Here is a 12,015-nt window from a genome sequence, read left to right on the forward strand (position 1 = left end):
GAGTTACCAGCCCTTCGCCAGGCTCGTCTGCAACCGGGCGGCGCGGGCGGCCCGGAGCTGGAAGATCGCCTTCACCAGGGCCGGCGCGGCGATGAAGATGACGATCAGCGCCTGGAGCACGGTGACCAGCTCCAGCGAGATCCCCGAGTAGGACTGCATCCGGTTGCCGCCGGCCTGGAGCGCGCCGAAGAGCAGCGCGGCCAGCGCGACGCCCCACGGCTTCACCCGGCCGAGCAGCGCCACCAGGATGCCGTCGAAGCCGATCTGCGCCACGACCAGCGGGGTCAGCGCGCTCGCGGTGGAGCCGAGCACCATGTTGGAGCCGCCGAGGCCGGCCAGGATCCCGGCGAAGACCATGATCAGGACGTACGTCCGGGTGACGCTGATGCCGGCGGTCCGTGCGGCGTCCGGGTTGGCGCCGACGGCGCGCAGCTCGAAGCCGAGCGTGGAACGGTTCAGCAGCCACCAGACCGCCCAGGTCGCCAGCACCGCCAGGATGATGCCGGCGTGCACCCGGAGCCCGTCGCCGAGCAGCCGGGGCAGCTGGGCCGAGCCGTCGACCGGCCGGCTGATCGCGTCCGTACGGTTCGGGTCCTGGACGCCGTTCTGCACGATGATCCAGGTCAGGAAGTACGTGGCGATGTAGTTGAGCATGATCGTGTTGATCACCTCGTGGGCGCCGGTGCGCGCCTTGAGGATGCCCGGGATGAAGCCCCAGATCGCGCCGCCGAGCGCGCCGGCGAGCACCGCGACGAGCAGGTGCAGGCCCGGCGGCAGCGGCAGCAGGAAGCCGGCCAGCGCGGCCAGGATCACGCCCATGACGGCCTGGCCCTGGGCGCCGATGTTGAACAGGCCGCCCCGGAACGCCAGCGCCACCGACAGGCCGGTGAAGACCAGCGGCGCGGTGTAGGTGAGCGTCTCGGAGATCGGGCTCATCGCCGCCTGGAAGCCGACCGCGTCCGGGTCGAAGACCGCGCCCTTGAAGAGGTTCCCGTACGCCTCACTGACCAGCGTCCAGCTCGCGTTGAGCGCGTCGGCCGGGCGGGCGGTGATGTAGCTGTAGGTGGCGAGCACGTCGGGGTCGGACACGATCATCAGGATCGCGCCGACCACCATCGCCAGCACCAGCGACAGCAGAGTCACCGTGAAGGTGTTGGCCGCCCAGAGGTTGTCCAGGAACAGCCGGCCCAGCGAGGGCTTCGGCTCCGGGGCCGGGGCCTTCGGGGAGGTGGCCGTCTCGGCGCGCTCGGTGTTGCCGAGCGCGGCCTGCGCGGCGTGCGCCTCGGTGGCCGGCTCCTTGTCCGGGGAGCCCGGGTTCGGGTTGGTCATGCCTCGTCCTCGTTACCAGGGCTCTCGGCGGCGGGGGCCGCCGCGCCGCCGTCGGCCGGGGTCGTGCCGTTCGCCGCGGCGGGGGCCGCGTCGGGGGTGATGCCGGCCATCAGCAGGCCGATCTCCTCGCGCGGGGTGTCGGGGCCGACGATGCCGATGATCCGGCCGCGGTACATCACCGCGATGCGGTCGGCCAGGCCGATCACCTCGTCGAGCTCGCTGGAGACCACCATGACGGCGGTGCCGACGTCCCGCTCGCGGATGACCTGGCTGTGGATGAACTCGATCGACCCGACGTCGACGCCGCGGGTCGGCTGGGCGGCGATGAAGAGCTTCAGCGGCCGGGACAGCTCACGGGCCACGATGACCTTCTGCTGGTTGCCGCCCGAGAGGGTGCCGACGGGCGCGTCGGCCGAGGAGGTGCGGACGTCGAACTGCTCGATCCGTTCCCTGGCCGACTTCGCGATGGCGTCCGGCTGCAACGCCAGGCCCTTGCCGAACGGCGGCCGGTCGTAGATGTCGAGCACCAGGTTCTCCGCGACGGAGAACTCCTTGACCAGGCCGTCGACGCTGCGGTCCTCGGGCACGTAGCCGACGCCCGCGCGGAGCACCTTCTTGGTCGACCAGCCGTGCACCGGCTGCCCGTCGAGCGTGACCGTGCCGGCGAGCGTCGGGCGCAGCCCCATGATCGCCTCGATCAGCTCGGTCTGGCCGTTGCCCTGCACGCCCGCGACGCCGAGCACCTCGCCCGCGTGCACGGTCAGGTCGATCCCGTCGACCGCCCGGACCTGCCGGTCGTCGTCGACGACCAGGCCGGAGACCTCCAGGACCGGCTTGCCGGGGGTGGCGGCCTCCTTGTCGACGGTGAGCCGCACGCTGCGTCCGACCATGAGCGCGGCCAGCTCGTCCCGGCTCGCCTCGGGGGAGGCGGTGCCGACGGTCTTCCCGCGCCGGATCACGGTGATCCGGTCGGCGATGGCCTTGACCTCGCCCAGCTTGTGGGTGATGAAGACGATCGACTTGCCGGCGGCCTTGAGCGACCGCATCACGGTGAGCAGTTCCTCGGTCTCCTGCGGCGTGAGCACGGCCGTCGGCTCGTCGAGGATGAGCAGGTCGACGTCGCGGGTGAGCGCCTTGACGATCTCCACCCGCTGTTGGATGCCGACCGGCAGGTCCTCGATCACCGCGTCCGGGTCGACCCGCAGGTTGTACCGCTCCGAGACCTCGGCGACCTCGCGCCGGGCCCGACGCCGGTCCAGGAAGCCGGCGATGCCGCCCCGGACCTGCTCGGCGCCGAGCATGATGTTCTCGGTCACGGTGAAGACGGGCACCAGCATGAAGTGCTGGTGCACCATGCCGATCCCGGCCGCGATCGCGTCGGACGGGCCCCGCAGCTTCAGCGGCGCGCCATCGACCAGGATCTCGCCCTCGTCGGGCTGGTAGAGCCCGTAGAGCACGTTCATCAGGGTCGACTTACCCGCGCCGTTCTCGCCGAGCAGGGCGTGGATCTCTCCAGGCTCCACCGTCAGATCGATGTGGTCGTTGGCGACCAGGTCACCGAACCGTTTGGTGATGCCGCGCAGTTCGAGTCTCAGCGCAACCTCCTGGAGTGCGAAGCGATGGTGCAGCGTAGCTGCCGGTGTACCGCTCGCGGCGCGGGGCCGTCGTCGGGTGGGTGTGGATCGGCCGCCCCGGCGCCGTGGGGGTTTCCCCGCGACGCCGGGGCGGCCGGATCGTCGTGCTGTACCGCTCGCCGGCCTACCCGGGTGATCGTCTCACCGCGGGCGGCCGGCGGAGCCTCACTTCGGCTGGGCCGCGGAGGTGACGGTGACGGTGCCGGCGGCGATGTCCGCCTTCAGCTTGTCGATCTCGGCCTTCAGCTCGGCCGGGACCTTGCTGTCGAACTCGTGGTACGGGGCGAGCCCGACGCCGTTGTTCGACAGGTTGCCGAGGTAGCCCGGGGTGGCCGACAGCTTCTCGCCGTTGGCGGCCTTGACGACGGCCTCCTTGACGGCGTCCGGGATGTTCTTCTCGACGGTGGTGATGATCGCCGCGCAGTCCTGGGTGCTCTCGCAGCCGTCGACGTCGACCCAGATGGTGTTGTACTTGCCGCCCGACGCCTTGGCCGCGCCGGTGGTGCCGAGGCCGGCGCCGCCGGCGACCGGCATGATGATGTCGGCGCCCTGGGCGACCAGCGCGTCGCTGACCTTCTTGCCCTCGTCCTGCTTGACGAAGTCGTTGGTGAAGGAGCCCTTCTGGGCGGCCTTGTCCCAGCCGACGACCTTGACCGTCTTGCTCTTGGTCTTGTTGTAGTGCGCGACGCCGTCGGCGTAGCCGTCCATGAAGATGGTGACCGGCGGGATCGGCAGGCCGCCGTAGGTGCCCACCGTGCCGCTCTTGGTCATGCCGGCGGCCAGGTAACCGGCGAGGAAGCCGGCCTGGGCGGTGTCGAACTGCATCGGGTAGACGTTGGTCTCCGGGACCTTCGCGTCGACGATGCCGAACTGCTGGTTCGGGTTCGCCTTGGCGATCTTGGAGGTGGCGTCACCCATCAGGCCACCGACGGCCAGGATGAAGTCGCACTTCTGGTTGACGTACTGGGTCAGGTTGACCTCGTAGTCCGCCTCGGCCTTCGACGCGACGTACTTGATGTCGATCTTGTCGTTGGCCTTCTTGGCCTCCTCCAGGCCCTTCCAGGCGGAGGTGTTGAACGACTTGTCGTCGATGCCGCCGACGTCGGTCACCATGCAGGCGCTGTATTTCTTGTCGCCGCTGCCGGCGTTGTTGTTCTCCTCGGGGGCCTCACCGCACGCGGCGGCGCCCAGCACGAGCCCACCCACCGCGAAGGCGGAGGCGATCCGCATCCCACGCATCGAGCGCAAGACGTCTCCTTCCCATTGCACACCGCGTCCTGCACGGTGGCAGCCCTTTGAGCCGGCCTGCGCTGCGCCGCCGGCGTCCCACGTTACGGACGGGAGCGTACGCCCGCGCCCACCCACCGGCCGACAATCGTGCACGACTGTTGAGTGCCTGTTACCCCTACGTAACCCTTAGGTGTGGCAGATCACTCTCGGTGCTGGTAGATGCGCGGCGGGGCGTCGCGGAACGTCCGGTTCTGCACGCCACCCCCTGCCGGTGACGTTACCGCCAGAAGACGGCCACCGCCGCGTTGACCAGGGTCAACCCGACGATTGCCAGGAAGTGCCCACGGTTGACCACGTCACGCTTCCGGGAAAAGAACACCATGACAAAGATCAGGATGGCGAGCACCAACTTGGTAACAAGTTTCGCGGGGGCCGGCTCGTCGCCGTCACGCAGTGGCGCGGAGAGGCCGATCCCGGTCGCCAGCATGATCACGGACCCCCACAGCATGGGTGGGTTGATCCGCAGCTTCCCGCTGACGTACTGGACGATCGCGCCGCCGAGCAGCAGGGCGAAACCGATCAGATGGACGTAGCGAAGTATCAGTCTCAGAGCTTCCACGCCCACCATCCTCCCCCATCAACGACGGATCGTAGTAGCGGGGCGGGTAGGGGTTCCGCCCCGCTACCCGGCCGTCAGGTCAGGCGCCACGCCTGGAAGGTGGGGCCGTCCGCCGGGAGGGTGACCGCGCCGTCGGCGTCGGGCCGCAGGGCGGGGGCACCGCCGTACAGGTTCTCCGCCGGCCGCAGCCCGCTCAGGCGCAGCGGCTCGCCGGCGGCGCGGCGGGCCAGCACCAGCACCGTGCCGGTCGGCGCCTCGCGCAGGAAGACCAGCGTGTCCGCGTCGGCGTGCAGCCAGCGCAGGCCGCCGTGGCGCAGCGCGGGCTCCGCGCGGCGCAGCGCGACCAGGGCGCGGTACGCGGCGAACGTCGCGGCGTCCCAACTCTCGGGCCGGTGCCACGGCATCGGGGTACGCGAGCCCTCCCCGTTGGTACCGGTCAGGCCCAGCTCGTCGCCGGCGAAGATCATCGGGGTGCCGGGCATGGTGGCGAGCAGGCCGGCGGCGACCTCCTGCCGGGCGGCGTCGCCGACCACCGTGCGGATCCGGGCGGAGTCGTGCGACCCGAGCAGCTGCCACGAGTGGGTGTACGACCGCCAGGAGATCAGCGAGCGGTAGGCGTTCATGGTGGCGAGCACCGCGCCCGCGTCCCGCCGGCGCACCCCGCCCGGGGTACCGAGGAAGTTCGGCACGGGCTGGTCGCCGTGGCGCAGCCAGGACCAGAGCGGATCGGTGAAGCCGACGTAGTTCATCGTGCCGTGCCAGCCGTTCCGGTCGAGGTCGCCGGTGTGGTCGTGGCCGTGTTCGGCCATCAGCAGGGCGTCGGCCCGGGTCCGGGCGACCACCTCGCGCAGCAGCGCCGCCACCTCGTGGGTGTACGCGTCGGCGCCGCGCCGCCCGGTCATGTTCGCCACGTCCACCCGCCAGCCGTCCAGCCCGTACGGCGGGCGCAGCCAGCGGCGCAGCAGCGAGTCGTCGGCGGTGGCGAAGCGCCGACGCAGCTCGGCGCTTCCCCAGTTCAGCTTGGGCAGCGACCTGACCCCGTTCCAGGACTCGTAGTCACCGGAGACCTCGTCGAAGTAGTACAGCTCCCGCTCGGGCGCGGACACGTCGGAGGCAGCCCTGGTGAACCACTCGTGCGCGTCGCCGGTGTGGTTGCTGGTGATGTCGCCGAGCAGCCGCCAGCCCCGGGCGCGTACGGCGTCGGCGAGGCGGGCCAGGGCGGCGTCCCCGCCGAGCAGCGGGTCGACGGTGTCGAAGCTGGCCGCGTCGTAGCGGTGGTTGGAGCGGGCCGGGAAGATCGGGGTCAGGTAGACGGTGTTCACCCCGAGCCGGTCCAGGTGGTCCAGCCGCCCGGTGACGCCGTCCAGGTCTCCCCCGTAGAACTGCCGGGGCGTCTCGGGCCCGCGCCCGATCACCGGGGTGTCCCAGTCGCACGGGATGGCCCAGTCCGGCAGTTCGCGACCCTCGGCGGCGGCGGAACGGGCGAACCGGTCGGGGAAGATCTGGTAGATCACCGCGTCGCGGGCCCAGGCCGGCGGCGGCGCGTGGGTGACCAGCTTGAAGTCGCCGTTGTCGGGCACGTCGTGGTGCACCAGGCCGGCAGCGTTCAGCCAGCGGTAGCCGCGGCTGCCGGTGAGCATGAACCGGTAGTTGCTGACCGGGTTGCGGGCCTCGACGGGGACCCGCCACCAGACGTCGCCGCCGTCGGTGCGGTCGACGACCGCCTCGGTGAAGCGGGGCTCGCCGTCGCCGGTGGTGCGCACGTGCACCTGCCGGACGTCGGCGCCGGCCGGCACCCGGACGAAGACGTCGACGACGTCGCCGAGGGCGGGCTCCTGCTCGGGCACGTACAGGGCGGAACCGTCGTGGTGCGGCAACAGGGACATGGTGGCGCCTTTCGCGTCGGTCGGACTGGGAGAGAAAGGGGTCTCCCGCCGCGGCCGGTTGCCCGGCCGCGGCGGTCGATCCGTGACTGCTCCGGTGTACGTCGGACGCCGACGCCCTTGCCGCAGCGGTGAGCCGAGGAGGCTCAGCCCTTGACCGCCCCGGCCGTGAGGCCGTTGACGATGTAGCGCTGGAGGAGCTGGAACACCAGCACCGTCGGGATGGCGGTGAGCAGGGTGCCCGCCGCGAAGATCCCGAAGTTGTTGTTGCGCTCGCCGGCCACCAGCCCGAACATTCCGACCGCGAGGGTCTTCGAGTTGGTGTTCGTGAGGAACACGTTGGCGATCACGAACTCGTTGATCGAACCGATGAAGGCGAGCAGGCCGGTCACCGCCAGGATCGGCGCCACCAGCGGCAGCATGATCCGGAAGAAGACCTGGGCGTGCGAGGCGCCGTCCATGGTGGCCGACTCGTCCAGCTCCTTCGGCAGCGTGTCGAAGAAGCCCTTCATCAGCCAGGTGTTCGCGCCGAGGGCGGCACCCATGTAGAGCAGGAAGAGGCCCCACGGGGTGTTGAAGCCGATCACCGGCCACAGTTCGGTGACCTTCGTGAAGATCAGGAAGATCGCCACGATCGCCAGGAACTGCGGGAACATCTGGATCAGCAGCAGGGAGAGCAGTCCGACGCGACGGCCGGCGAACCGCATCCGGGAGAAGGCGTACGCCGCCAGCGCCGACAGGAAGATCGACGCGAAGCTGGCCACCCCCGCCAGGAGCAGCGAGTTGAGGAACCAGCGGGCGAAGGCCGTCCGCTCGAAGAGGTTGGTGAAGTTTTCCAGCGAGGCGCCGGTCGGCAGCAGCTCCGTGGAGGAGAGCGTGCCGAGCGGGTTGAGTGCCGCCGAGACGACGAACAGGATCGGGAAGAGGCTGAACGCCACCGCCAGAATGCCGACCAGGTGCCGCCATCCCACCTGGGCGAACCAGCGGTTCCTCCGTCCGGCCGCGTTGCGGTTGGCGACGGGCGCGTCCGTGCGGGTGCTCACGAGTACACCTCCTCCTGCTTGCGGGTCCGGGAGAAGCTGATCGCCGACACCGTCGCCACGATCGCGAAGATGAAGATCGAGACAGCGGCGGCCAGGCCGTACTCGGCGCCCTGGGCGCCGAAGGCCAGCCGGTAGGTGTAGGTGATCAGCAGGTCGGTGGCGCCGGCCGTCGGGTTGTCCGCCGGGAACGGTCCACCCTCGGTGACGAACTGGATCGCGTTGAAGTTGTTGAAGTTGTACGCGAAGGACGCGATCAGCAGCGGCGAGATCGCCACCAGCAGCAGCGGCATGGTCACCGCGCGGAACGACTGGAACGGCGACGCCCCGTCGACCGAGGTGGCCTCGGTCAACTCGCGTGGGATGGCCTGCAACGCGCCGGTGGTCACCAGGAACATGTACGGATAGCCGAGCCAGAGCTGCACCAGCAGCACCGCGAGCCGGGCCGACCAGGTCTCACCGAACCAGTCCACTCCCAGCCCGAACAGGTTGTTGATCAGGCCGAAGTCGGTGTTGAACATGTCCCGCCAGACCAGCAGCATCGCGAAGGACGGCATGGCGTAGGGCAGGATCAGCAACACCCGGTAGAAGTTCGTGCCCCGCATCCGGGGCGAGTGCAGCGCCAGCGCGATGCCCATGCCGAGCAGGAACGTGAAGCCGGTGGAGCCGAGCGCGAAGGCGAAGTTCCAGATCAGCGTGCTGAAGAACGGGCCGGAGATGGCCGGGTCGGTGAGCACGCTGGCGAAGTTCCGCAGCCCGACGTTGACCTGCCAGCCCTGGGCCAGGGTCTCGCCGTCGGCGGCGACGAAGGAGCCGACCTCCCCGTCGGCGGTCCAGGTCTTTCCGGTCTCGCTGTCGCGGATGCAGTCGCAGCCCGCGTCGTACGCCCGGACCGCCTTGCCCTCGTAGGCACGCGACAGGCCGGACGAGCGCAGCGCGCCCCCGGAGGTCGGCACCACCAGGTCGGTGATGTCCTTGCTCCGCTTGCTGGCCTCGCCGAAGTTGAGGATCTGGTAGCCGTCGGCGGCGGTGACCTTGCCGCCCGGCGCGACGGTGACGCTGCCGGCGTCGAGCGGGCGCAGGCCCTCGGTGTCGCCGACGGAGACCGTATTCGTCTGCGGGTCGGTGACCAGGAAGACCAGCGCGCCGGTGGCCGGGTCGCCCTTGGTGGCGACGGTCAGCGGGTACTGGGTCGAGCCGGGGACCTGCGTCACCGAGCCGCTCTGGATGGCGACGATGGCGTCGTCCTTGCTGCCCCGGTGGCCGTCGCCGAAGTTCGTGAAGGCGGTGCTGGCGGTGTAGAGCACCGGGATGATCTGGAACGCCACCAGGAAGAGCGTGCCCGGGATCAGGTACTTGACGGGGATGTGCCGGGGGGTCAGGTAGAGGTAGAAGAGTCCGGCGGTGGTCGCCAGCAGGATCGCCAACCCGACCCAGAGCTCGGCCTCGATGAGCGGGAAGGCCGCCCAGACCGCGATCCCGGCCACGAGGCCGAGCAGGACCACCTTGACGAGCAGGCCGGTCAGGGTGATCGGCGCGTGGTTCCGCGCGGTACGGGACTTGCGCGGGGACCCGGACCGTACGGGCCCCCGGCCCGGGGCCTGCGTGGCAGCCCCCGGGCCGGATGACGACGTGCTCATTACTTGATCTGGCCGGCGATCGTCTTACCGGCTGCGGTGATCGTCTTGGCCGGGTCGGCGCCGCCGATGATGGCGGCCTCCGCCTTGCCGAACGGGTCCCAGATCGCGGCCATGGCCGGGATCGCCGGGAGCACCTGGCCGTTCTTGCCGGCCTCCTGGAACTTGGCCAGGTCCGGGTCGCTGCCCTTGACCTGGTCCAGCGCGGCGGTCAGCGCCGGGGGACGCGGCTCGGCGTTGTAGAGCGCCACGGCGAGGTCCGGGGTGGTCACGTGGTTCGCGACGAACTCCTGCGCCAGGGCCTTGTTCTGGCCCTTGGACGCGACGTAGAAGGACTGGACGCCCACGAACGGCTGGGCCTCCTTGCCACCGGCGAAGCCGGGGACCGGGGAGATGTCGTACTTGATGTTGGCCTTCTTGGCGTCGGCGATGGCCCACGGGCCGGAGACCAGGAAGGCGCACTTCTTGCCGGTGAAGGTGGCGATGGAGTTCTCGCCGGTGATGGAGCGCTTCAGCGCACCCTCGCCCTTCTCACCCAGCTTGGCGATCTTCTGGAACGCCGCGATCGACTCCGGCTTGCCCACGCCCAGGTCCTTCGGGTCGTAGTCGCCGTTGGCGCTGGTACCGAAGAGGTAGCCGCCGGCCGAGGTGTAGAGCGGGTAGATGTGGTACGCGTCGCCGTTCTGGCCGGACTGGAGGCAGAGGATCTCGCTGGCCTTCTTCTCGGCCTTGAGCTTCTTGCCGGTCGCGACCAGCTCTTCGATGGTCTTCGGCGCCTCGGGGGCCAGCTCGGTGTTACGGATCAGCGCCAGGTTCTCCATGGCGTAGGGCACGCCGTAGAGCTGGCCGTTGAAGGTCACGGCCTTGACGGCGGTCTCGTTGAAGGCGCTCTTCTGCTCGGCGGCGAGCTGGACCGGGTCGATGGCGCCGTTCTGCACCAGGTTGCCGATCCAGTCGTGCGCGCCGACCACGACGTCCGGGCCGCTGCCCTGCTGGGAGGCGGTGACGAAGTTGGTCTGGAGGTCCTTGGAGACGGCCTGGACCTCGACCGTGACGCCGTTCTCCTGGCCGAACTTCTCGCCGAACGGCTTGAGGGCGGCGGCGCGCTTGTCGTCGGCCCAGATCACCAGCTTGCCGCCGGTGGCGGCCTTGCTGGACTCGTTCGCGGCCGGCTCGTCGTTGCTGTCGCCACCACAGCCGGAGGCGGCGAGCGCCAGGCCGAGGACGGCGACCACACCCGCGGTACGGATGCGCATCGGTACTCCTGTCGTCATGGCGGCCCGCCGGGGGAGGGGCGATCCCGCCAGTGGAAGCTCTGTAATTTTCTTGCCAACCGGCGCCGGGCGTGCTGCGCCGCTGCTCTCGCGTGTTGCGGGGACGTTAGCAAGAGGTTGCAGAGAATGGAAGGGCTTGCAGAAGTGTACGCAAGAACTTGCCTTTGAGCTAAAGTGCGGCCATGCGCGCTCGACTGTCCGACATCGCCCAACAGGCCGAAGTCAGCGAGGCCACGGTGTCGCGGGTGCTCAACGACCGCCCGGGAGTGGCCCCCGAGACCCGGCAGGCCGTACTGACCGCCCTCGATGTGCTCGGTTACGAGCGCCCGGCCCGGCTGCGCAAGCGAAGCGCCGGCCTCGTGGGCCTGGTGGTCCCCGAACTCGACAACCCGATCTTCCCCGCCTTCGCCCAGGTGATCGAGTCGACCCTGGCGCAGAGCGGCTTCACCCCCGTGCTCTGCACCCAGACCGCCGGCGGGGTCACCGAGGACGAGTACGTGGAGATGCTGCTCGACCGGCAGGTCTCCGGAATAGTCTTCGTCTCCGGCCTGCACGCCGACACCGCCGCCAACCACGACCGCTACCGGGCTCTGATCGCCCGCCCGCTGCCCGTCGTGATGATCAACGGGTACGCGCCCGGCATCCCCGCGCCCTTCGTCTCCTGCGACGACGGCGAGGCCACCGAGCTGGCCGTGGCCCACCTGGTGGCGCTCGGGCACCGCCGCATCGGCCTGATCACCGGGCCGGACCGGTTCGTGCCGGTGCAGCGCCGGGTGGCCGGCTTCCGGGCCGCGATGGGCCGGCTCGTCGGGGTCGACGAGCCCGGCCTCGACGAGCTGGCCGAGCTGTCGCTGTTCGGCGTGGAGGGCGGCGAGGCCGCCGCCGCCCGGCTGCTGGACCGGGGCGTCACGGGCATCGTCTGCGGCTCCGACCTGATGGCGCTCGGCGCGATCCGGGCCGCCCGGCAGCGCGGCATGTCCGTGCCGGGAGAGCTGTCGGTGGTCGGCTACGACGACTCCCCGCTGATGGCCTTCACCGACCCGCCGCTGACCACGATGCGGCAGCCGGTGGCCGCGATGGCCGTCGCCGCCGTCCGGGCCCTGGTGGACGAGATCAACGGGCACGCCGCCCCGCACTCGGAGTACGTCTTCCGCCCGGAACTGGTCGTGCGCGGCTCCACCGCCGTCGCCCCCACCGGCGCCGCGCGCCCGGCCCCGGGCGGCCCGACCCGGCAGCGCCCGGCCCCGCCCGCGCTCGCCGTCCCGGCCTGACCGCCCGTCCCCGGAAGGCCCGCGCGAGCGGGGCTTTCTCGGGGCACCGCGTGACCGACGCCATTTCTTGCGCAAGGAATGCTTGACTCTTGCAGTAA

At 70.4% G+C, this 12,015-nt stretch carries 9 protein-coding genes; 1 reads left to right on the forward strand and 8 read right to left on the reverse strand.

Going from position 1 to position 12,015, the window contains the following annotated elements:
• Positions 1–3: 3 nt before the first annotated feature.
• The 8 genes from AC5L34_RS09705 to AC5L34_RS09740 form a co-directional block, all read right to left on the reverse strand.
• Positions 4–1,329, reverse strand: coding sequence for an ABC transporter permease (locus AC5L34_RS09705; protein WP_441174449.1), 1,326 nt, complete (start codon positions 1,327–1,329; stop codon positions 4–6).
• Positions 1,326–2,957, reverse strand: a complete 1,632-nt coding sequence (locus AC5L34_RS09710) for an ABC transporter ATP-binding protein (protein WP_441174669.1) — start codon at positions 2,955–2,957, stop codon at positions 1,326–1,328. The genes AC5L34_RS09705 and AC5L34_RS09710 overlap by 4 nt, the downstream gene beginning before the upstream one ends.
• A gap of 171 nt (positions 2,958–3,128) precedes the next feature.
• Complete coding sequence (locus AC5L34_RS09715; protein WP_441174671.1) at positions 3,129–4,193, reverse strand: BMP family lipoprotein; 1,065 nt, start codon at positions 4,191–4,193, stop codon at positions 3,129–3,131.
• A 277-nt stretch (positions 4,194–4,470) separates the two neighbouring features.
• A complete protein-coding gene (locus AC5L34_RS09720) occupies positions 4,471–4,812 on the reverse strand; it encodes a hypothetical protein (protein WP_441174450.1) in 342 nt (113 codons plus the stop codon).
• 74 nt (positions 4,813–4,886) lie between these two features.
• Positions 4,887–6,698, reverse strand: coding sequence for a glycoside hydrolase family 13 protein (locus tag AC5L34_RS09725; protein ID WP_494824533.1), 1,812 nt, complete (start codon positions 6,696–6,698; stop codon positions 4,887–4,889).
• A 143-nt stretch (positions 6,699–6,841) separates the two neighbouring features.
• Positions 6,842–7,738 carry a sugar ABC transporter permease gene (locus tag AC5L34_RS09730; protein WP_441174453.1) on the reverse strand — a complete coding sequence of 299 codons (897 nt, stop codon included), beginning with the start codon at positions 7,736–7,738 and terminating at the stop codon, positions 6,842–6,844.
• On the reverse strand, positions 7,735–9,375 hold the full coding sequence (locus AC5L34_RS09735; RefSeq protein ID WP_441174454.1) for an ABC transporter permease subunit: 1,641 nt from the start codon (positions 9,373–9,375) through the stop codon (positions 7,735–7,737). Before AC5L34_RS09735 ends, AC5L34_RS09730 begins: the two co-directional genes overlap by 4 nt.
• On the reverse strand, positions 9,375–10,628 hold the full coding sequence (locus AC5L34_RS09740; protein WP_357715794.1) for a sugar ABC transporter substrate-binding protein: 1,254 nt from the start codon (positions 10,626–10,628) through the stop codon (positions 9,375–9,377). The genes AC5L34_RS09735 and AC5L34_RS09740 overlap by 1 nt, the downstream gene beginning before the upstream one ends.
• A 200-nt stretch (positions 10,629–10,828) precedes the next feature.
• On the opposite strand from AC5L34_RS09740, the gene AC5L34_RS09745 reads away from it, so the two are divergent.
• Positions 10,829–11,917, forward strand: a complete 1,089-nt coding sequence (locus tag AC5L34_RS09745; RefSeq protein ID WP_089002088.1) for a LacI family DNA-binding transcriptional regulator — start codon at positions 10,829–10,831, stop codon at positions 11,915–11,917.
• The last annotated feature ends 98 nt before the right edge of the window (positions 11,918–12,015 follow it).

The organism is Micromonospora sp. ZG13 (genome assembly GCF_059359355.1).

Coding starts and splice junctions, on each gene's coding strand:
- AC5L34_RS09705 (WP_441174449.1), bottom strand. CDS start 1,329: ATGACCAACCCGAACCCGGGCTCCCCGGACAAGGAGCCGGCCACCGAG.
- AC5L34_RS09715 (WP_441174671.1), bottom strand. CDS start 4,193: ATGCGGATCGCCTCCGCCTTCGCGGTGGGTGGGCTCGTGCTGGGCGCC.
- AC5L34_RS09725 (WP_494824533.1), bottom strand. CDS start 6,698: ATGTCCCTGTTGCCGCACCACGACGGTTCCGCCCTGTACGTGCCCGAG.
- AC5L34_RS09735 (WP_441174454.1), bottom strand. CDS start 9,375: ATGAGCACGTCGTCATCCGGCCCGGGGGCTGCCACGCAGGCCCCGGGC.
- AC5L34_RS09740 (WP_357715794.1), bottom strand. CDS start 10,628: ATGCGCATCCGTACCGCGGGTGTGGTCGCCGTCCTCGGCCTGGCGCTC.
- AC5L34_RS09745 (WP_089002088.1), top strand. CDS start 10,829: ATGCGCGCTCGACTGTCCGACATCGCCCAACAGGCCGAAGTCAGCGAG.